Here is a 20,093-nt window from a genome sequence, read left to right on the forward strand (position 1 = left end):
ACCCGCATTCGCGGGTATGACGGATTTTAGGGTTTGGCGAACATCCTGAAGGTACTAAGCTGTTTGGCAACCAAACAGCGCCATTTCTTTTGTCAATCCATCTCTAAAAGTACCGCAACCATGAAAATCACGATTTTTGGCTCCGGTTATGTCGGACTGGTCACCGGCGCCTGCTTCGCTGAGGTCGGTAATGACGTGCTATGCGTAGATGTCGATCACCGCAAGGTGGAGATGCTGCGGCGCGGCGAAATTCCGATTCACGAACCCGGACTCGATGAGGTGGTCAAGCGCAATAGCGTCAGCGGACGGTTGCGTTTTACCACCGATTTGGCCGAAGGCGTGGCTCACGGCCTGTTCCAGTTTATCGCAGTAGGCACTCCGCCTGACGAAGACGGTTCCGCCGATCTCCAGCATGTGCGCGCCGTCGCCCGTTCGATTGGCGAACACCTCGATGACTACCGGGTGGTGGTCAACAAATCCACCGTGCCGGTGGGCACCGCTGATGTGGTGTGCGACACCATCATGGAAGTTCTCGCCAAACGGAGCCGGGACGTGCCCTTCGCAGTAGTTTCCAACCCGGAATTCCTCAAGGAAGGCGCAGCGGTGCCGGACTTTATGCGGCCCGACCGCATCATCGTTGGCTGCGACGATGAGCGGGCTATCGTGCTGCTGCGCAATCTGTATGCGCCCTTTAACCGCAATCGCGACCGCTTGATCGAGATGGACGTGCGCTCGGCGGAACTGACCAAGTACGCCGCCAACGCCATGTTGGCCACCAAGATTAGCTTCATGAATGAGATCGCCAATCTGGCCGAGCGGCTGGGAGCGGATATTGAGAAAGTGCGGGTGGGCATCGGCGCCGATCCACGCATCGGCTATCACTTCATCTATCCGGGCTGCGGTTATGGCGGCTCCTGCTTTCCCAAAGACGTGAAAGCGCTGGAATACACCGCCCGGGCGGCGGACTACGACGCCACGCTGCTGAAAGCCGTGGAAACGGTCAATGAGCGGCAGAAGGATGTGTTATTCACCAAGATTCAGCGCCATTTTGGTTCCGCATTGCGTGGCCGAACCTTTGCCGTATGGGGTCTGGCGTTCAAACCCGGTACCGATGACATGCGGGAAGCGCCTAGCCGCAATCTGTTGGAGGCGCTGTGGCAGGCTGGCTGTACGGTGCGAGCTTACGATCCAGCAGCGATGACTGAAGCCCGCCGTATTTACGGGGAACGGCCCGATTTCCGGTTGTGCGATCAGCCGACGGCCGTTCTGGACGGTGCAGATGCTCTGGTGATCGTCACCGAATGGAGCCTGTTCCGCAGCCCGGATTTCGATGCGATCCGCCAAACCCTCAAGCAGCCGGTGATCTTCGACGGGCGCAATCTTTATGATCCCGAATACCTGCGCGAACTCGGTTTTATCTATTACGCCATTGGCAGAGGCCAAACTTCATGATCATCCCGGTTATTTTGTCCGGTGGCAGCGGCACCCGGTTGTGGCCGCTATCACGCGAAACCTACCCCAAGCAATTTCTGCCGCTGGTGGACGAGCGGACCATGGTGCAGAACACCGCACTGCGGATTGTGGGAATGAGCGACGCAACCGCGCCCATGGTGGTATGCAACGAGGATCACCGTTTCATGGTCGCCGAGCAGTTGCGTGCCATTGGCATCCATCCGGCGGCGGTGATCCTGGAACCGATTGGCCGCAATACCGGGCCAGCAGTCGCGATTGCAGCGTTGCACGCCCAGAATGCGGGCGCTGATCCGATCCTGCTGATTTTACCGGCGGATCATGTCATCGCCGATGTGGAAGGTTTTCGCGCCGCAGTGCGCCAGGTCGTGCCCCACGCCGAAGCGGGCCGGCTGATCACCTTCGGCATCGTCCCGACCGCCCCGGAAACCGGCTACGGCTACATCAAGGCCGGCGTGCCGCTGGATGAATCAGAGGTGTACGCGGTGGATCGCTTCGTCGAAAAGCCCGACGCTGCGACCGCTCAGCGCTATCTGGATTCCGGCGATTATTACTGGAACAGCGGCATGTTCATGTTTCGCGCTTCGGCGTTTCTGGCGGAACTGGAGCGACTGGCTCCGGCGATGCTGGCCGCCTGCCAGCAGGCACTGAGCGCTGGCCGGGCCGACCGGGATTTCCTGTGGCTGAGCCGCTCAGCCTTCACCGCCTGCCCCAAGGATTCGATTGACTATGCGGTGATGGAGAAAACCGATCATGCGGTGGTAATGCCTCTCACGGTCGGTTGGAACGATGTCGGTTCCTGGTCGGCGCTGTGGGATGTAGGTGAGCGCGACGCCGATGGCAACATCAGTCGTGGCGATGTGATCAGCGTCGACACCCATGATTCCTATGTGGATGCCACCTCCCGGTTGGTCGCGACGGTGGGGGTTGAGCATCTGGTGGTGGTCGAAACCAGCGATGCAGTGCTGGTCGCTACCAAGGATCGGGTGCAGGAGGTTAAGGCGGTGGTGGATCAGCTCAAGGCCAGCCAACGCCCGGAAGGTCGCAACCATCGCAAGGTCTATCGGCCCTGGGGCTGTTATGACTCCATCGATCTCGACCAGCGGTTTCAGGTCAAACGTATCACCGTCACGCCCGGCGCCAGCCTGTCCTCGCAGATGCATCATCACCGCGCCGAACATTGGGTGGTAGTACGCGGTACGGCCCGGGTGACCCGTGGCGAAGAGGTATTCATGTTGACCGAGAATCAATCAACTTATATTCCGGTGGGAGTCCGCCACCGGCTGGAGAATCCCGGCAAGATTCCGCTGGAGATCGTTGAGGTGCAATCCGGCAGCTATCTGGGCGAAGACGATATCGTCCGCTATGACGACGCCTATGGGCGAGAAAAAGGCGAGGCGTAAATAGCCCTGTAAAAAGCCCTGAAGCCTTCTGTTGATTCCAGGACTTTCGCCAAGCCCCTTAAATTCGTCATACCCGCGAAAGCGGGTATCCAATTTTTTCAGTGGCTTACTGGATTCCCGCTGACGCGGGAATGACGGAAAGCGAAAGTCCTGGATTCAATCAGATGAGCGATAGCACCACGCATACCACCACTGCCCCAGCCATTCGTAACCGGCATAATGAATCTCCGCGATGGCGGTGACCGATGGCAGCCAGGATTGGAAATCAAAGGGATGCGGCTGATCATCGAAGAACAGCGTAGGCGCGGGAATCACTACCAGCCCCTGCGCCTGAAACGCTGCTACGGCTCGTGGCAGATGCGCCGCGTTGGTGACCAGCAGGATGGTGTTGATGTGGCGTTCGCGCAGTAGCGCCGCGCTGTTGACGGCGTTTTGCCAGGTGTCCCGGCTCGTGGTTTCCGTCAGGACGTGCGGGATACCGAATTCTCCCTCCAGGATGCCCTTCATCAACTCCGCTTCACTGGGGCCTTCATCCGCTTTGGGGCGACCCCCGGTAGCCAGCACCGGCAACCCGGTCAACCGGGCCAGGCGGGCGGCGTAGCGAACCCGACCCAAAGTCCGGTCATGGACGGTAGGTCCATCGCCATATTCTGAGGCATAGGTATACAGACCTCCGCCCAATACCACGATGGCGCCAGGTTGTTGCGATTTGAGAACGTGCGCTGTCGGCGGCATGTAGGGTTGCAGGGGACGACTGAGCAGGCTGGCGGTGAAGGGGATGCTAAACCCATAGCTCAATAAGAATCCGACGACAAGCAGACGCTGGCTCAATTGTGGGCGCCATCGCAGCAATAATACCCCGAGCAGACTGATCAACAGTGGACCGCCTGGTGGGATCAACAAGGTTTTAGCGAGTGAAGCAAAGGAAGTGGAGGCGTCAATGATGAGAGTGACCTGTTGTGCGGGTGATCATCGTTGGGTTGGACTGTAGCGGAAGTGGCAAAGAGGGAATGTCACCGGCAGCGCCATTTCCCGCCGGTTCTCCGGTCTGGAAAACTAGCTCTCTGACGGTAGCGTGGGCTGGCTGCGACGGTGTCGGATGCGTTCAGTGGGCATCGCTAGTTCCGCTGGCGTGGTGGGGATCGGATGGTGGGAAACCACCGGCAGATGGATACCCGTCGTCGAACCGGTGCGCGCCCGGCGCAGCCAGCCCAGCACCCGGCGCTCCACCGCATCCTGATCAGAGGACGACATATCCCGGAAAATCAGCGTCCCAACGCTGATCAGCAGGGTTAATCCACCGAGAAAGGTCATCAGCGGCTGCATGAAAGCAATCGCCAGCAGCGCAAGTAGCCCAAACAGGATATGCCGGATTTTCAAGTGAGTTCCTCCATCAGGTCGATCATGTCCGGTGCATTACCGTGTGTTTGGCGATTTCCAACGGGGCAGCTATTTTACCTTCTGCTAGACTAGACAATAATTCAAGTGGGATGACGACATCATCCCAATTTTTGGAGCCATCCGCGAATCCGTGGCTTATGGACATCGAAACCCGTTCTAAAGAAGTGGCAGACACCTGCGTTGAAGGTCAACTGGACCAGGAAGCCTTGCTGGACAGCGCAGCGGACGCAAATCTCCAGTCAGCAGCAGACAACCTGACGCTCAGTATCGTGGAAGGCCCCGAGACTGAGATCCGGGCCGTGGGTGAGGGCATTGGACTGGAAACCCTGGAGTCCGGCAAGGTGATCGGTCCCGCTGATCGACGTGTCCGCCTCCTGCACGATCTCAGTGGCGAGAAACGAATCTGGCTGGCACGCGCTGTCGCACCGACGCTCGGTCAAAATGATGGAGTGGCGGAAGAATTCCAGGCCGTCAAGATTTTTCTGCCCGTCGGTCATCCCGCGATTACCCGGGAATCCAAGCGCGAAGAGCGGGCACAACGGGCTGATCTCATCGGCTTGCGGGCGTACCTGGCTAGAGTCAGAGCGCGGGTCGAACTGGCTACAAAGCTGGATCACCTGAATATCGCTCACGTCCGGGGTTGGCGGTACGGTGCTGACGGCTGGCCGTTTGCGGAAATGGAATACATTAACCCCCGCAATGGTTACACGCTTGCGCAACGGTTGCGTGAGCAGGGCCGGGACGGCTTTCCCTGGGACACCATCATCACTTGGCTGCTACCGGTTACCGACGCACTGGATTATGCCCGCCGGGAGCATCGGATCGCTCATCAACACCTCGACACAGACACGGTTTTCGTCACCGATCAGGGCGAAATCAAGCTGCTGGGATTCAGTCTGGCCATCGAGTCGCGTGAACCACGCAGCGTGCTGTTTGCCGGCGGAGGGCCGACGGCTGGGGCGAATCCAGAAGGTTCAACCGATCCGGCTACCGCTGAAACGACCTTTCGCCGCGATGTATTCGCATTGGCGTTGCTGGTTTACCAGCTATTGACGGGCAAGAGTGTTTACGAGGTACAGAGCCAGCAGCCGAACACGGTGCCGCGCCCGGACCGGTTGAATGATGATGCCTGGCGGGTGTTGCGCCGAGGTCTGGCCTATCCCAGCGAACTGTGTCCAACCGATGCCGGTCCATTTCTAGCGGCACTGGATGCAGCACAATGCCCTGGTACGACGGTCGCGCATCGCCGTAACCCGATCCTGAAACGGAAATGGAAATGGATGCCGGTGGCAGGCTTGGGTTTAGCAGCCATCCTGTCCATCTATTGGCTGACCACGCGGGTTAACAAGGCGCCTGAGCCAACACCGCCGGCGCGGATCGCCCAATCCGGCGAGACGGCGCCAGGATTGGATATAACGCCGCCCTCCACGGTGGGTGGTTCCGCACAAGCGCTGGAGCGTGAGGCCGACCTGCACGCATTTGAGGCAGCCCGGCGGGTGGATACGCAAGTGGCTTACCGGCTCTACCTGCAGCGTTGCCCGCGCTGTGGTTACGAGCGGGAGGCACGGGCTGCCGTTCAGCGGCTGGAAACTGCGGATAAAATCCGCGAGATCAAGGCAGCCTTTGAGACTGCGGTGCTTGCGCTGGAGCGTGAAAGCCGAGGTGACCGGGGTGATGTGGCGAGATCCCGCCTGGATGCGTTGGCGGCACTGGCGCCTGATGAACCACTGCTCACTACCGGGCGATTGCGGTTGGTACTCGGCTGGGCCGCACTGGCGCAGGCGAGTCTGGACAAGGCGGATTTGGGCGAAGCCCGACGCTGGTTGAAAAAGGCCGAATCCCTTCAGGTAGAACACCCCGAATTGAAGGCATTGGCCCAACGCCTCGACCAGGTTGATGCAGAGGAACGGATCAAGCGTCTGGATGCCGATGCGTTCGCTGCAGTCCAGCGTGTCCACACTCGCAAAGCCTACTGGAGCTACCTCGAGCGCTGTGCGCCGATGTGCAACCACCGTGCGGAAGCGGAGGCGGCGCTGGTCCGGTTGGCGCCTGCCAATCCGGTACTCCGGGATCGGCTGAGCGACGGCTCGCAAGGGCCTGAAATGGTGGTCATTCCGTCTGGCGGGTTTCTGATGGGATCGCCGCCTCAGGAAAAGGGTCGCTACAACGACGAAAAACTCCGTCCAACCTTGATTGAAACCTCGTTCGCTATCGGCAAGTACGAGGTGATGTTCCACGAGTACGACCGGTTCGCAACCGCGACTGGGCGCACCCTGCCCCTCGATCAAGGTTGGGGGCGTGGCCGCCGTCCGGTGATCAATGTGAGTTGGCAGGCTGCGGTGGACTATACTCAATGGTTGTCTCAGCAAACCGGCCACCGTTACCGGTTGCCAACGGAAGCAGAGTGGGAATACACGGCCCGCGCCGGGATCGCCGCCAGCCGCTACTGGGGTGACGATCCGGATCAGGGCTGTGCCTATGCGAACGCCGCCGATCTGGATGGCAAGCAGATGTTCGTAGGCTGGACGGTGATGAAGTGCCACGATGGGCAGATTTATACCGCGCCGGCCGGTAGCTACCGTAGCAACGATTTCGGTTTGCATGACATGCTCGGTAATGTCCTGGAGTGGACCTGCTCGTTGTACGACAAGGAGGCTCCAGCGCCAATCCAGAGTTGCCAACAACCGGCTGAGGATCGCCAGTTCGTAGTGCGCGGCGGTTCCTGGAACGATGAGCCGCGCAACGTCCGTTCGGCGGAACGGCACCGCAGCCGGGCCAACTATCAGGATTATTTCCTGGGGTTCCGCCTGGTGCGGGAATTACCGTAGGCATGATTCATTCTCCCTGAACCCTCGATCTGAACCCTCGATCATGGCGGTGATCCAATGGGTGTCGCGGTTCTGGCGCGGGGTCGAGAGGCTTAGCCGGATGGTGATCGTACCCCTCGACCGTTTGCTGGAAGAACTGGGTTTCCTGTCCATCGTGTTGGTAAGCGTCGGACTGGCGACACGAGGGGAATGGCCCTTTCTGGCTCGATACACCGGGCAACAGATTTACTTTACCGCCGTACAGCGCACCTACATTTTCACCGTCGTCGGCTTGATCATTGGTGCGCTGACCGCTTTTCCACTGATCGTACTCGGCATTCGCGATCCCCAGATATTGGGACGCATCATGCATCTCATGATTTATCACCAACTTGGTCCTATTCTGGCGGCGCTGTTCGTCGCGGGATTATCGGGCGCAGCCATCACCGCCGAGTTGGGCGAACTCCGAGCCAATCAGGCCCTTGACCATCTGACAGCCATGGGTGTCAACCCTTACAGCTTTTTCGTATTTCCCCGTCTGATCGGTATGGCGTTGTCGTTGTTAATCCTGAACTGCTGGTTGAACGTCGGGGTAACCGTCGGCGCGGCGCTGATGCTGAATCTGTATCACAACATCCCGCCGACAGTGTTTCTCCGGGTCTGCGTGGCCGGGTTGACGCCGACGGCACTAACTCTGACCGGCGGGATGATCGTGATGCAGGCGACCCATATCGTGCTGGTTCAGACGCTGCGCGCCTTTCAGGTTCGGGCTTATGTGGACATTCCACGGGCGTTACCGAACGCTTTTACCCAATCCTTTATCGGCTGCCTGCTAATCAGCCTGCTGTTCTCGCTGGTGCGTTATGGCTGAGGCGCGGCTGCGGGTGCGGGATTGGGTGCTGGATGCACAACCCATCCCGGAACCGTTTGATTTCCAGGCGCTACCCGGTGAGTTGTGGCTACTGGTGGGTCGGGTGGATTCGGGGAGGCGCGAGTTGATCAGGAGTATCGCCGGGCTGGATCGACCGCTGGCGGGTTACCTTGAACTGTTCGGTCAAGCAGTGGAACCCTTGCGGGCGCGGGCGCTGGGGCGATTGCGCAGCCAGGTAGGTGTGGTGCTGGAACAGTCCGGTTTGGTTCCGGCCTGGAGCGTCTTCGAAAATCTGGCGCTGCTGCTCCACTATCATCGCCTGGCGCCCATCGGGGCGGTTGAGGATTACGTGGTGAATTTTGTCGAATCCTGTCGGGTGCCGCAGACCTTGTTGCCCCGGCGGGCCAGCGAGTTGTCACCACTGGAAAGCGCGTGGATCGCCTTGCTGCGGGCGCTGATTATCAAGCCAAGGTTACTGCTGGTCAGTGCGTACCTGCCACGGGAAACTCTGGCGGTGAATTACAGCGTATGGGCGTTTTTTGAGGAGGTTATCCAGCCGATGAACATGACGATCCTGGTGGATGCCGGCCCTGGAGCGTTGCCGATTGGCTCGGAAACGCGGCTGCTGGTGATGGACCAAGGGACGCTGCGAGCAGCGGGCATGGCGCAGGATTTAAGCGATCATCCTGATGCCCTGGTCCGGCATTATGCAGGTTCCGAATATGCTTGAGACGGTCATCGGCGCCCGTTACCGCTTTTACCAACGGTCGGTAGGCTTGCTGATCCTGGTGACACTCACCGTATTGTTTGTGATGCTATGGATGGCGAATCGCCAGTTCGGCTTTTTCACTCAGACCTATCATTTGTACGGCTTCCTGGATAACGTCAAAAACATCCAGAAGACCACGCCGGTGACTCTGGCCGGGCTGAAAATCGGGGCAGTACGCGATTTGGCGATCACCGATTACAACCGGATTCGGGTCGCCTTGATTCTTGACCGGAGCTACCAGCCGCGCATTCGTGGCGGCTCGATGGCGTTGGTCAAGACTGATCTGCTGGGCAGCGCCCAGATCGAACTTAACATGGGCGCCCCCGATCAGCCGATGTTACAGGATGAGGCAGAGATTGCATTTGTGCGATCGGCCGATCTGGAGGTGTTGCTGCGGCAGGCGCAGGAACAATTAGCGCAGGTTTCCGCTGTGCTGACCAACGTCAAAATCCTCACCGACGAACTGAAAAAACCTGAAGGGGCATTGTTAGGTACGCTGACGGCGTTTGCCCGGTTGGCCCAGGACTTCTCAACCAGGCTGTCGGGGTCCATGGAACGCATGGACGAGGTGCTGCGCAACGTCGCCGAACTCAGTGGGCAATGGACCCCGCTGCTGCGGAATATCGCGGTGGTGAGCGGAGAAATGAGCCGGGCGGCGACCGATCTGGCGGCGGTCAGTACCCGGATTCGCCAGGGTCAGGGGGTGTTGGGCGGGATGACGGATAGCGAAAGTCCACTGTCCCGCCATGTCGTGGCCAGCGCGCAAAAATTGCAGACCGTGTTGACCGGCCTGGAAAAACTGAGCGGGCAACTGCCTGGGTATGGCCGGCGGATTGAACAAATTTTGCGGCAAACCGAAGTGTTGACCACTCGCTTGGCCGAGGCCAGTGGACGAGTGCCCGGCTTGCTCGACCGTAGCCACACCGTCGCAGAAGATGTAGACGAGGTGATCGGATCGGTCAAGCAGAGTGCTTTGCTGCGGGTGCTGAACCCACCGCAACCGGGTCAGCCACCACTGGAAGCACCCCGGGACATGGGGTGGCCGATTCCCGCTGCGCCGCCGCACTGATCCGGGCTGGAGGTTGCGGTTGCGATGGATGTGAAGGTGAGCAGTCAGGCGAAACGGAACCGATGGTGGGTAATGCTGACCGGGCTGCTGCTGCTGCTACTGGCGGCCTGCGGCGGTCCAGCCTTAACACCGTTGCAGGCGCAGTATCAGCGCGAGCAGGAACGGGCATTGCGTTATCATGCCCGGGGTGAATTGCCACGCGCCTTGCAAGCCTATCAGGACAGTCTGCGCTGGGCGGAGATAGCCGATGACCGGGCGGCGATAGTGACCCAGGCGCTGAACCTGGGCACGGTTGCGTTGGCGCTGGGTGAATGGGCGCTGGCGGAATCGAGCTTTCAGCAAGCGCAACGAACGGCCGTTGAATTGCGGAATGTAGCGAGTGAATGGCGGGCGCGGCTGGGGCTGGCCCAGGTCAGCTTGCGGCAAGGCCGATTTGAAGCAGCCCTGACCGCGTTTCAACATGCGCTGGCAGAGGTGCGTGAACGGGATACCGCTGCGGCGTTGGTGGCGCTCAATGGGCTGGGATTGGCACATCAGGGGCTGGAGCAATGGTCTGACGCCTACCGGGCCTTACGCGAAGCCGAAATACTGGCGCGCGCCCATGGCAACGAGCGATTGCTGGCGGCAACCCTCGCCAATCAAGCCGCGCTGGCGCTGCGAACCGGCCAGTTCAGCCCAGCCGCAACCAGGCTGGATGAAGCGATTGCCCTGGATCGCAACACAGAAAATCTGCCCGGTCTGGCGCAGGACCTGGCACTGCTGGCGCGGGTGCGTGAGCAGATGGGCGATGGGCCGGGCGCACTGGATTTGTACCGACAGGCCCGGATCATCGCCCGCCACACCGGTCAATTCCTGCCGGTTGAATCAGGCCACCGGGTAGATCGTGGTTCAGAGGGCGATTCCAGTGGGCGTTTACAACCGGGAGGGCTAAAATCAGCAGAGCAGAGCGGCCTGACTCCGTAAGGCCACCGGCTGATTTTCCGGGTTTTTCGGAACGATCGTGCGACCCCGCCAGAGGCGCTCACCGACACTACGACCAGGATGCCATGATCAAGAAACCCAATAACACGCTGCCCGTCGGTTATCGCTTGCATCAGTACCGTATTGAATCGGTGCTGGGCGCCGGTGGATTTGGAATCACCTACAAAGCCGTGCATGAGGCGTTGCAGACCAGGGCGGCTATCAAGGAATACTTTCCGGTCGAATGGTCCTATCGTGATCGCGACGAGGTCAATGTCCTAGCCAACACTCAGGGTGGTTTACCGACTTCAGAAGCGGGTGAGGATGCCTGCTATAGCTGGGGCTTGGAGCGGTTCCTTAACGAAGCCCAAATTCTGGCGAAGGTGAATCACTCCGGCGTGGTGCGGGTACGGGATTTTTTCGAGGAGAACGGTACGGCCTATATCGTGATGGATTACGAGGATGGTGAACCGCTCAGCCAAACGCTCCAGCGGGAAAAAAACCTGATTGAAGACTCTATTCGCCGCCTGCTGGGCGATGTGTTGCCCGCCTTGGAGGCGGTGCATGCCTTGGGTTATCTGCATCGCGACATCAAGCCCGCCAATCTCTATCGCCGCGCCGACGGTCGAACCATCCTGATTGATTTCGGCGCGGCCCGCCAAGCACTGGGCCGGCGCAGCAAAAGTGTCACCAGTGTGTTTTCACCCGGTTACTCGCCGATTGAGCAGTATCTAACCGAGGGCAAGGGCTATGGACCTTGGACTGATATCTACGCCTTGGGCGCGGTTCTGTATCACTGTGTGGCCGGAGTAGCTCCTATCGAAGCACCGGGGCGAGTCCTCGACGATCCGCTGCGCCTGGCCGAGGAGTTGGCCTCCGGGCGCTACAGCCAGGGATTACTGCGGCTGATTGATCGGGCCATGGCGGTTCGCCCTGAGAAGCGGTTCCAGACGGTCGCGCAGATGCGGACTGCGCTGGAGGCGCGGATGGATGATGACGGTGAGCGCACCGTGAAGCTGGAATTACCGCTGCGTTCGGATCTGCATCGCAGTGGCGAGAAGCCGCGCCTGGTCATCGTTGATCCCCCCAAGACACCCCTGAAATCCCGGCGCTTGGACTGGCGATGGGGGGTTGGCATTCTGGCAGTGTTGGCGATAGCCGGAGGAGGTATTGCGATCTGGAAGGGGCAAGTTCCATCAACTCAGGTCGAGCAGCCATCTCATCCGCTCGCTTCGCTAAAACATTCTGGACCTCCCGCCAGCCCTCAACCCGGTCAGATCTACGCCGATCCGGGCACGGGTCTGGATTTTGTCTGGGTGCCACCGGGTTGTTTCATCATGGGCAGTCCAGACACCGAAAAAGATCGCAGCGCCAACGAGGTACCGCATCAGGTGTGTCTGAAGGGTTTCTGGATGGGTAAAACTGAGGTGACAAATGCCCAGTATCAGCAGTTCGACCCCGGCCATGACAGCGGTGCCTACGAATCCTACAGCCTGAACGCGCCCAATCAGCCGGTAGTTCGGGTCAGTTGGCAGGAGGCGGTCGCCTATGCCGACAAGCTGTCTGATAAATCCGGCCTGCGGTTTCGCTTGCCGACGGAGGCCGAGTGGGAATATGCGGCGCGCGCGGGTAACACCCATTCCCGCACTTGGGGCGATGATCCGAATCAAGCCTGCCGCTACGCCAACATCTACGACGAGACCGCACGTAAGACCAAGCCTTTCAATTGGGCCAATTACCCCTGCGAGGACAAACAGGTCGTGGTTGCTCCGGTCGGCCAATATGAGGCGAACGCCTTTGGTCTCTACGACATGCTGGGTAATGTCGCAGAGTGGACTTGCTCCGAATACGACAACGCTTATACCGGCAGCGAAACCCGTTGTGCCGATCGTAAGGTCGCGGCGGGTGGGCAGCGGGTGTTGCGCGGCGGGTCATGGTCCGATTCTCCAAGACTGGTTCGCTTTGCCTATCGGTTTCCAGTCGCGCCGGAATTGCGCAAGTTTGACTTGGGATTCCGGCTGGTGCTGGAACCATGAGCCGGTTGGTGATCTGTAACCGAGGAGCTTGATATGGATAAAACCCTGCTGAAGGTATTTGGGTGGCTGCTGGCGTTGGTAGTCGAACTGCTGACGGTACCGGTTTGGGCTGCGGAGAACCCACCGCCAGCGCGGATGACGGCGACGGTGGTCGAATTCACGGTGCGCGGCGGCCTTGACGAGCAAGCCGGGGCGATTCTCGCCGACTTGATGATGTCAGCGATTGCGAATACCAGCCGCTTCACCCTGAAAGACCGGTTGCCATTGTCGGCAGCAGCCAAGATTGCCAAATCTCAGGAGCTGGGTTCGACCGGCCTGATCGATCCCAAAACTGCCGCCGAGCTGGGGCGCTTGTATGGGGTGGATGCAGTGGTGACCGGCGGAGTTAATAAGCTGGGCGATCTGATTACCGTCACTGCGAGGCTGATTGATACCAAAACCGCTTCCCTGCTGCGCAGCGGCCAGATTCAAGGCAAAGACATTGACAGCATCCAGATCAAGATCAATGAACTGGCGACCATGATCACCGCGCCGCCTGAACCGCCGAAGACCTATGCGCTGACGGTGGTGGCCCAACCGCCGGATGCCCAGATTCGGCTGCTTAACAACCCGGTCGCGTATCAGACCGGGGTCCGGCTATTGCCCGGCGATTATGAAGTCGAAATCACCCGCCCCGGCTATCTGGCGCACAAGGCACCGGTGCGAATCGGAGATCGCGACGTGACGGTAACCGTGGCTCTGGATGCAGCCAAGTACGGCCTGACTGTCCGCCCGGAACCTGCGGATGCCCAAATCCGGTTGCTCGGCAGTTCCGTAGCCTATCAGGCGGGCGTCGCGCTGCCACCGGGTAGTTATGAGATCGAAGTGAGCCGGGACGGCTATGTGTCCCGCAAATTCCCGGTGCGGATTGTGGATAGCGAGGTCACGGTGCCCATCGTTCTGGACAAGACGACCCCGCCGCCGCTGGCGCCTTCTCAATACCGCTTGACGGTGCAAACCGATCCACCACAAGCGGTGGTGCGTCTGGTCAACGTAAAGACGCCTTATCAACCCGGAGTACGGTTGCCACCAGGCGATTATCCACTGGAGATTAGCCAATCGGGCTACGAACCGGTACGAATGACGGCGAAAATCGTGGACAGCGATGTGCTGGTGCCGGTGAAGCTGATTAAGCAAGCGGAACCGGAACGGCCAAAATTGTACCGGCTGACCGTGCGCGTCGACCCGCCAAATGCCCGGGTTCGGCTGCGCGGCGTCAAGACCGCTTACAAACCCGGAATACCTTTGCCGCCGGGCAATTACACCGTTGAAGTTTCGCGAGCGGGTTATGAGACGAAGCAACTCCCGATAAGCATCGCTGATAGTGACTTGACCGTGCCGGTGGTCTTGGTCAAGCAGGCCGCACCCGAGCTGTACCAGTTGACGGTGCAGGTTGATCCGCCGGGTGCCCAAGTGCGGTTGCGTGGCACCGGAACGGTTTACCGGCCTGGGGTGCAGTTGCCGCCAGGCAACTACACGATAGAGGTCGCTAAATCGGGCTATGAAACCAAAAGTACGACGGTGCGGATTGCGAACAGCGATGTGAGCGTACCGATAACGCTGCTCAAATCGCCCGAGATCGCGCAATACCGGTTGACGGTGCAGGCTACGCCGCCGAGCGCCCGGGTACGGCTGGTCAATTCCGCGTTCACCTACCGTCCCGGGGTGCTATTACCCTCCGGTAACTACACCGTCGAAGTGACCGGGCGCGGCTATGAAACCAAGCGTCTGACCGTGCGGATCGCGGGTGACGATGTAGCGCTGCCGGTCGAACTTGAAAAGACCGCAGCGGTGGCATCCTCCACCTCAACCGCCGCTCCTCCGTCCTTGCGCGCAGGTGAATGGCGGATTAGCGCGGTGCAGGCCGACAGTGCGCTGGACAGTCAGGATCGCGCCGAGGTGCTGCGCATTTTTAACGGTTATGTCGGGCGAACCGTGACCCGCGACGCTTTACTGGATGGCGCGCTGCGGGTCTATCAGTCCACCGGGGTGACGCTCAGCTTTACCGTGCGCGAAAACGCGGCGGGCAGCGCCGAACTGTATGCGCGGGCTGCCCGGCGGGTGCGAAAAACCTATGAAAGCAGCATCCCGATCATGACCCGCAGCCAACTGGAAAATTCCGGTTTCGGGGTGTCGGTGCAGTGAGCGGGAATCGCACACTCATCGTCCTGACCGAACCTCCGCTCACTCGTCCTTGGGATAGCCAGGGTGGTCAATCATCGCGGTGTGATCGCCGCGAGTGATCGGCAGGTAGCGGGGTTTCCAGGATCGCGTTCGCAGATAGGTGTCGAGGTCGCGTCCTGCTAACTCGGTCTTGCCCGCCACCCCTTCCTTCAGCGCCTGTTCGATCACCCGTGCCCCGACCCGGATGCTGACTTCACGCAGTTCGCTCACTGGCGGGTAAATTCGTCCGGATTGTAAATGGGCAGCGGTGGTGTATTCGGCCAGCGCATACGCTGCTTCCAGCACCATACCGTCGGTCACTTCACGGCATTCGGCCAAAATGGTGCCGAAGCCCAGCCCAGGGAAGATAAAGGCGTTGTTGCCTTGGCCGATATGATGCACCTGACCGTTCCGAATCACATCCGGGAATGGACTGCCGGAAGCCACAATCGCCCGACCTTCGCTCCAGTCCAGAATGTCTTCCGGTAGTGCTTCGCAGGCTGAGGTTGGATTGGAGAGTGGAAAAATGAGGGGGTGGGTCGTATTGCGAGCCATGGCTTGCACCACCGGATGATTAAACGCGCCGGTCTGACCGCTTAAACCGAGCAGAACGGTGGCTTGGGTATATTCGATGACTTCCAACAGGGTCGGGATCTCGTTGGCGATCTGCCAGCCAGCAATTTTTCCACGCGGTTGCAGATAGTCCTGTTTGTAGGCTTCAACGCTGCGCCCTTCTACCAGCAGGCCACGCGAATCGAGTACACAAACCCGGTCGCGGGCTTGCTCCCGGTTCAGACCTTCGCGCATCAGCCCTTGCGTAATCGCCCAAGCGACACCGATACCACCTGCGCCGGCACCGAGAATCACGATGCGCTGGTCACCCAGGGTTTCGCCCCGTAGTCGGCTGGCTGCAATCAGACCGGCCAGCGCCACCGCGCCAGTGCCCTGAATGTCATCGTTGAAGGAGGGAAGCTGTTTGCGGTAGCGTTCCAGCACCGTGAACGCCACGTCTTTCGATAAATCCTCCCATTGGATCACGGCACGCGGCCAACGCTCGTGGATGGCCTTGACGAACTTGTCCAAGAACGTCAGGTAATGCGCGCCGCGCAATCGCCGTTGCCGCACCCCAAGATAGAACTCATCGTTGAGCAGTTCCTGCCGGTCGGTCCCCACGTCCAGTTTGACCGGCATAGTGTGAAACGGGTTGACGCCACCGCCGATGGTATACAGCGCCAGCTTGCCAATGGCGATAGCCAAGCCGCCGTACCCCTGATCGCCGATACCAAGAATGGCCGAGGAGTCAGTAGCCACAATCATCCGCACGTCATTCCACGGATAGTTGCGAACCACCTTGGCGGCGCGGTCGACGTTCAGCGGCGAGAACGACAGCCCACGCGGATTCTGGTACAGGTGGCTGAACTGCTGCACCGCCTGACCTACGGTCGGGGTGTAGATGATTGGCATCATCTCTTCAAGGTGTTTTTCCAGCAGGGCGTAAAACAGGGTTTCGGCCCGTTCCTGCAAGGCGCGCAGATATTGGTATTTGGCAATGGGGTCGGGTTCGCGCAAAAAGCCACGATAGACCCGCTCAACCTGTTGTTCCAAGGTATTGACCTGTGGCGGCAACAGGCCGTCCAACCCCAGCGCAACCCGCTCATCCTCGGTGAATGCGGTGCCCTTGTTGCTCAGTACCAGCCGCAACAGGGCAATACCTTCCAAATAAACCTCCATGTAATCGCGACCTTCAGCGTCTTTCTTAATATCGAAATAGGGGCTAATTGGCTCTCGTTTCATTTGAATTCAGAACTAGGAATCAAAAAAAGGGGTTGGGCTGCGAGGTGATCGCCCAATAAGATGCATAAAAAAGCGCGCATTTATGACATTTAACGATGTCCGGGTCAAACGATGCAGCGAAATAATGGTCGTAGGGCCGAGACGAATATGTCGAGTTCTTGCTGGTCCTGCTCCATCGGACCAAACTGGACCGGTTCAGAGCAGTATATGAAACTTTTAATTGACTAATGTCGTAAAAATTGACTATTTATGGCAATTCTAGCCAAATATATTGAGTGTGAACTTTAATTTTATTAAGCATCTTACTGATTATTAAGTTTAATTTATTAAAAATTGGCTTATGTAAAGTTAGGCATGATTGTGGCATGTAGCGGCACTATACTGCGACCCCCCTAGCTGGATAGCCTGGAGCTTGTTTTATGAACACTCAAATCCATCGCAAACAAATCATCATACTCATTTTGTCCATGATGCTGGCGATCGTGTCCTATTGGATTCCACTGCCATCTCGCTATCAAGGGCTTAACCCGGACTCACCCGAAATGGCAACACGGCCCGTGCCGGTAGAGTCGGTGACCTTCGCCCGTGAACCCGTGACGGCGTGGCGATTCCCGGTGACGGTACGAATCCCCCAGACCACTGCCCCAACGGACAACAGCGTAACGCTGCCGGATAGCAGCGCACAGCCGGTGAAGCACATGATTAATTTATGGGAATTATCCAACGGTGAAGGGAGTCATCTGAACAAATCAAGACTGATGCCGATTATGGATCAGACTCACGACCCGGCACGTTAGAGACTTATGAAAACCAACCCATTGATTCTTAAATAAACATGGGCTTTTAGCCCGCTAAACTGGCTGGAAGCCGGCTCTATTGGGTGATCAAGCCATGAGTTAGTTTTTTTGTACAGCCGCTGAGTCGTCCTGGCTGGAATCAGTCGGCGCTCATCGTCGGATTCATCCCCTCTATACCCATCATCACCGCTGTCACCCTCCCTCCATATCCTTCATCCTGACGTATACTGTGCGTATTGGCCAGCCGCCGGTCACGTATGGCATTTCCGTTCAAACCAGTCACCCCCGGCTCGGTCAAGATCGGAATGGCTTAGTACACCTCAAGAAGGAGAATAACAATGAGTTACCAGAATATCCGGGTCGAAACCCGTGGCCCGGTAGCCTTGATCACGCTAAACCGACCCAAAGCTTTCAATGCCCTGTCCAACGATCTGATGGACGAACTCAGTCAGGCGCTGGATGCAATCGAGGCCGACGAGTCTCTTCGCGCCATTGTCCTTACCGGGGGCGAAAAGGTGTTCGCCGCCGGTGCGGACATTAAGGGCATGAAAGACTACTCCTACATGGACGCTTACAAGGGCAACTTCATCACCCGCAACTGGGAACGGGCCAGCCAATGCCGCAAGCCGATCATCGCGGCAGTAGCCGGCTACGCGCTAGGCGGTGGTTGCGAACTGGCGATGATGTGCGATTTCATTCTCGCCGCCGATACCGCCAAGTTCGGTCAGCCGGAGATCAAACTCGGTATTTTACCGGGTGCCGGAGGCACTCAGCGCCTCACCCGGCTGATCGGTAAATCCAAGGCGATGGAACTGTGTCTGACCGGGCGAATGATGGATGTTGCCGAGGCCGAGCGGGCCGGGCTGGTCAGCCGGATCGTGCCGGTTGCCGAGTTAGTCGAGGAGGCGGTCAAGACTGCCGAAACCATAGCCGCTTATTCGTTACCGGCAGTGATGATGGCTAAGGAGTGTATCAACCGCTCCTATGAAACCACGCTGGCCGAGGGTCTGCTGTTCGAGCGGCGAACCTTCCATGCGGTGTTCGCCACTGAAGACCAGAAAGAAGGCATGGAAGCGTTCACCGGCAAACGCACACCGGAGTTCAAGCATCGTTGAGGCGTAGTAGCGGCACAGGCGGGTCTGATCGTCACGGTGCTGTCATATACGTTGACCGGACCGCCCAGGGAATTCATTATATTTAGTGTTGTTGAGACCGGTGATCGCGGAATGCCGGAAATGGTGTAGCAAGAGTAACGAGAAAGGAATAAAACGATGGAAATCAAGAAAGTCGGCGTCATGGGCTGTGGTGCAATGGGTTTGGGTGTAGCGCAGGTGTGCGCGCAGGCGGGCATTCCGACGGTCGCCGTCAAGGCAACGCCTGGTTCGACCGACAAACTGCGGGCGGGACTGGAGAAATCGTTCGGTAAAATGGTTGAGCGTGGCAAGATGACCGCCGAACACAAGGATGCCACGCTGGGTTTGCTGCACTTCACGACTAAGGAAGAGGAGGTCGCCGATTGTGATCTGATCATCGAATCTATCGTCGAAGATCTGGCGATCAAGAAAGCGTTATTCCAGCGGTTGGAAGCTATCGTATCGCCGCAGGCGCTGCTGACCACCAATACCTCTACGCTATCGGTGACGGCGTTAATGGCGGTGTGCAAGCAGCGCGACCGGGTGGCCGGCCTGCACTTCTTCAACCCGGCCCCGGTGATGAAGCTGGTCGAGATTATCCACGGTTTCGAGACCTCGGATTCCGTCATCAGCACACTCAACGAGTTCTGCAAGAAGGTCGGTAAGGATGCAGTCACGGTGCAGGACACCACCGGGTTCATTGTCAATCGCCTGCTGACCCCGTACATGCTGAGCGCGATTCGTCTGCTGGAAATGGGCACCGGCACCATTGCCGATATTGACCAGGCCATGAAGCTGGGTGCTGCTCATCCGATGGGGCCGTTTGAACTGGCTGATTACATTGGTTTGGACGTGGTAGAGGCGATGGCGCTGAACATCTATCAGGATATGCACCAGCCGCACGTCTCCGCGCCGCACACTCTGACCCGTCTGGTTCAGCTTGGCTATCTGGGTCGCAAGACCGGTAAGGGCTTCTACGATTATTCAGTCAAGCCGCCGGTCGGAAATCCAGCCTTGCGGCATCCCGTCGCCTGAGTTCTTGCGCAACCCTCTCCCGGTGGGAGAGGGTGAAGGCATTTAACTAACATGAGTTATGTTTTTAAAAACAACAAGTTATTTTTTTATGCCACGACAGGCAACATCCGATCTGTCGTTGTGTTCGAATTTAGAGACGGTTTTTTGTCTTGATAGGTGTAGGCGACGAGGGCACCCAGCAAATTCAGCATAAACCCAGTAAGGCTACGATGACGAGTGTGTTCTATTTGTGAAATATTTTTTCTCTGGAGGTAATTGCAAAATTATAAAGAGCGCGGGTTTTTTGGTAGTGTCCCTCAACGGGTGTGATGAGCTTTGATGTTTTTGACCATCCATAGGCATCCTC

Annotated in this window: 15 protein-coding genes and 1 pseudogene; 12 read left to right on the forward strand and 4 right to left on the reverse strand. The window is 58.5% G+C overall.

Features of this window, described 5'->3' with window-relative positions:
* Positions 1-120: 120 nt before the first annotated feature.
* Positions 121-1,452 (forward strand): UDP-glucose dehydrogenase family protein, encoded by a 1,332-nt coding sequence (locus BN874_RS18515; protein WP_034435847.1) that lies wholly within the window; start codon positions 121-123, stop codon positions 1,450-1,452.
* The gene (locus BN874_RS18520) at positions 1,449-2,873 is read left to right on the forward strand and encodes a mannose-1-phosphate guanylyltransferase/mannose-6-phosphate isomerase (RefSeq protein WP_034435829.1); all 1,425 of its coding nucleotides are present in this window, start codon (positions 1,449-1,451) and stop codon (positions 2,871-2,873) included. The genes BN874_RS18515 and BN874_RS18520 overlap by 4 nt, the downstream gene beginning before the upstream one ends.
* A 156-nt stretch (positions 2,874-3,029) precedes the next feature.
* Here the strand turns inward: BN874_RS18520 and BN874_RS18525 are convergent, their stop codons facing one another.
* Entirely contained in the window at positions 3,030-3,749 is a 720-nt protein-coding gene (locus BN874_RS18525; protein ID WP_230314487.1) for a YdcF family protein, read from the reverse strand.
* A 180-nt stretch (positions 3,750-3,929) separates the two neighbouring features.
* Entirely contained in the window at positions 3,930-4,253 is a 324-nt protein-coding gene (locus tag BN874_RS18530) for a hypothetical protein (RefSeq protein WP_034435831.1), read from the reverse strand.
* Positions 4,254-4,411: 158 nt separating this feature from the next.
* Here BN874_RS18530 and BN874_RS22955 point away from each other — a divergent pair, with 158 nt between their 5' ends.
* The 7 genes from BN874_RS22955 (at position 4,412) to BN874_RS18565 (ending at position 14,970) form a co-directional block, all read left to right on the forward strand.
* Positions 4,412-7,102 (forward strand): SUMF1/EgtB/PvdO family nonheme iron enzyme, encoded by a 2,691-nt coding sequence (locus BN874_RS22955; protein WP_051498055.1) that lies wholly within the window; start codon positions 4,412-4,414, stop codon positions 7,100-7,102.
* A gap of 43 nt (positions 7,103-7,145) precedes the next feature.
* Positions 7,146-7,952, forward strand: a complete 807-nt coding sequence (locus tag BN874_RS18540; protein WP_034435832.1) for an ABC transporter permease — start codon at positions 7,146-7,148, stop codon at positions 7,950-7,952.
* The gene (locus BN874_RS18545) at positions 7,945-8,682 is read left to right on the forward strand and encodes an ATP-binding cassette domain-containing protein (RefSeq protein WP_034435833.1); all 738 of its coding nucleotides are present in this window, start codon (positions 7,945-7,947) and stop codon (positions 8,680-8,682) included. The genes BN874_RS18540 and BN874_RS18545 overlap by 8 nt, the downstream gene beginning before the upstream one ends.
* The gene (locus tag BN874_RS18550) at positions 8,675-9,790 is read left to right on the forward strand and encodes an MlaD family protein (protein ID WP_034435834.1); all 1,116 of its coding nucleotides are present in this window, start codon (positions 8,675-8,677) and stop codon (positions 9,788-9,790) included. Before BN874_RS18545 ends, BN874_RS18550 begins: the two co-directional genes overlap by 8 nt.
* A 72-nt stretch (positions 9,791-9,862) precedes the next feature.
* Complete coding sequence (locus BN874_RS18555) at positions 9,863-10,753, forward strand: tetratricopeptide repeat protein (RefSeq protein ID WP_195912225.1); 891 nt, start codon at positions 9,863-9,865, stop codon at positions 10,751-10,753.
* Between the two features lie 83 nt (positions 10,754-10,836).
* Entirely contained in the window at positions 10,837-12,786 is a 1,950-nt protein-coding gene (locus BN874_RS22960) for a bifunctional serine/threonine-protein kinase/formylglycine-generating enzyme family protein (RefSeq protein WP_051498056.1), read from the forward strand.
* 33 nt (positions 12,787-12,819) lie between these two features.
* Positions 12,820-14,970, forward strand: coding sequence for a PEGA domain-containing protein (locus BN874_RS18565; protein WP_034435836.1), 2,151 nt, complete (start codon positions 12,820-12,822; stop codon positions 14,968-14,970).
* A gap of 39 nt (positions 14,971-15,009) precedes the next feature.
* Here the strand turns inward: BN874_RS18565 and BN874_RS18570 are convergent, their stop codons facing one another.
* Positions 15,010-16,782: an NAD-dependent malic enzyme gene (locus tag BN874_RS18570; protein WP_051498057.1), complete on the reverse strand. Its 1,773-nt coding sequence runs from the start codon at positions 16,780-16,782 to the stop codon at positions 15,010-15,012.
* 419 nt (positions 16,783-17,201) lie between these two features.
* On the opposite strand from BN874_RS18570, the gene BN874_RS18575 reads away from it, so the two are divergent.
* The 3 genes from BN874_RS18575 to BN874_RS18585 all read left to right on the forward strand — a co-directional run bounded on the left by BN874_RS18575 (position 17,202) and on the right by BN874_RS18585 (position 19,747).
* The gene (locus BN874_RS18575) at positions 17,202-17,579 is read left to right on the forward strand and encodes a hypothetical protein (RefSeq protein WP_034435837.1); all 378 of its coding nucleotides are present in this window, start codon (positions 17,202-17,204) and stop codon (positions 17,577-17,579) included.
* Positions 17,580-17,917: 338 nt separating this feature from the next.
* Positions 17,918-18,694 (forward strand): enoyl-CoA hydratase, encoded by a 777-nt coding sequence (locus tag BN874_RS18580; RefSeq protein WP_034435838.1) that lies wholly within the window; start codon positions 17,918-17,920, stop codon positions 18,692-18,694.
* A gap of 156 nt (positions 18,695-18,850) precedes the next feature.
* Entirely contained in the window at positions 18,851-19,747 is an 897-nt protein-coding gene (locus tag BN874_RS18585) for a 3-hydroxyacyl-CoA dehydrogenase family protein (protein ID WP_051498058.1), read from the forward strand.
* A gap of 86 nt (positions 19,748-19,833) precedes the next feature.
* On the opposite strand, the pseudogene BN874_RS25890 reads toward BN874_RS18585, so the two are convergent.
* Positions 19,834-19,995: pseudogene (locus BN874_RS25890) on the reverse strand (IS982 family transposase); the annotation flags it as partial.
* Positions 19,996-20,093: the final 98 nt, after the last annotated feature.

Source organism: Candidatus Contendobacter odensis Run_B_J11 (assembly GCF_000531125.1).
GTDB lineage: Bacteria > Pseudomonadota > Gammaproteobacteria > Competibacterales > Competibacteraceae > Contendibacter > Contendibacter odensensis.

What these genes read in the sequence shown, in the direction of transcription:
- BN874_RS18515 (WP_034435847.1), top strand. Translation starts at nt 121, where the DNA reads ATGAAAATCACGATTTTTGGCTCCGGTTATGTCGGACTGGTCACCGGC.
- BN874_RS18585 (WP_051498058.1), top strand. Translation starts at nt 18,851, where the DNA reads ATGGAAATCAAGAAAGTCGGCGTCATGGGCTGTGGTGCAATGGGTTTG.
- BN874_RS18565 (WP_034435836.1), top strand. Translation starts at nt 12,820, where the DNA reads ATGGATAAAACCCTGCTGAAGGTATTTGGGTGGCTGCTGGCGTTGGTA.
- BN874_RS18570 (WP_051498057.1), bottom strand. Translation starts at nt 16,782, where the DNA reads ATGAAACGAGAGCCAATTAGCCCCTATTTCGATATTAAGAAAGACGCT.
- BN874_RS18575 (WP_034435837.1), top strand. Translation starts at nt 17,202, where the DNA reads ATGAACACTCAAATCCATCGCAAACAAATCATCATACTCATTTTGTCC.
- BN874_RS18580 (WP_034435838.1), top strand. Translation starts at nt 17,918, where the DNA reads ATGAGTTACCAGAATATCCGGGTCGAAACCCGTGGCCCGGTAGCCTTG.
- BN874_RS18545 (WP_034435833.1), top strand. Translation starts at nt 7,945, where the DNA reads ATGGCTGAGGCGCGGCTGCGGGTGCGGGATTGGGTGCTGGATGCACAA.
- BN874_RS22960 (WP_051498056.1), top strand. Translation starts at nt 10,837, where the DNA reads ATGATCAAGAAACCCAATAACACGCTGCCCGTCGGTTATCGCTTGCAT.
- BN874_RS18555 (WP_195912225.1), top strand. Translation starts at nt 9,863, where the DNA reads ATGCTGACCGGGCTGCTGCTGCTGCTACTGGCGGCCTGCGGCGGTCCA.
- BN874_RS22955 (WP_051498055.1), top strand. Translation starts at nt 4,412, where the DNA reads ATGGACATCGAAACCCGTTCTAAAGAAGTGGCAGACACCTGCGTTGAA.
- BN874_RS18540 (WP_034435832.1), top strand. Translation starts at nt 7,146, where the DNA reads ATGGCGGTGATCCAATGGGTGTCGCGGTTCTGGCGCGGGGTCGAGAGG.
- BN874_RS18520 (WP_034435829.1), top strand. Translation starts at nt 1,449, where the DNA reads ATGATCATCCCGGTTATTTTGTCCGGTGGCAGCGGCACCCGGTTGTGG.
- BN874_RS18550 (WP_034435834.1), top strand. Translation starts at nt 8,675, where the DNA reads ATGCTTGAGACGGTCATCGGCGCCCGTTACCGCTTTTACCAACGGTCG.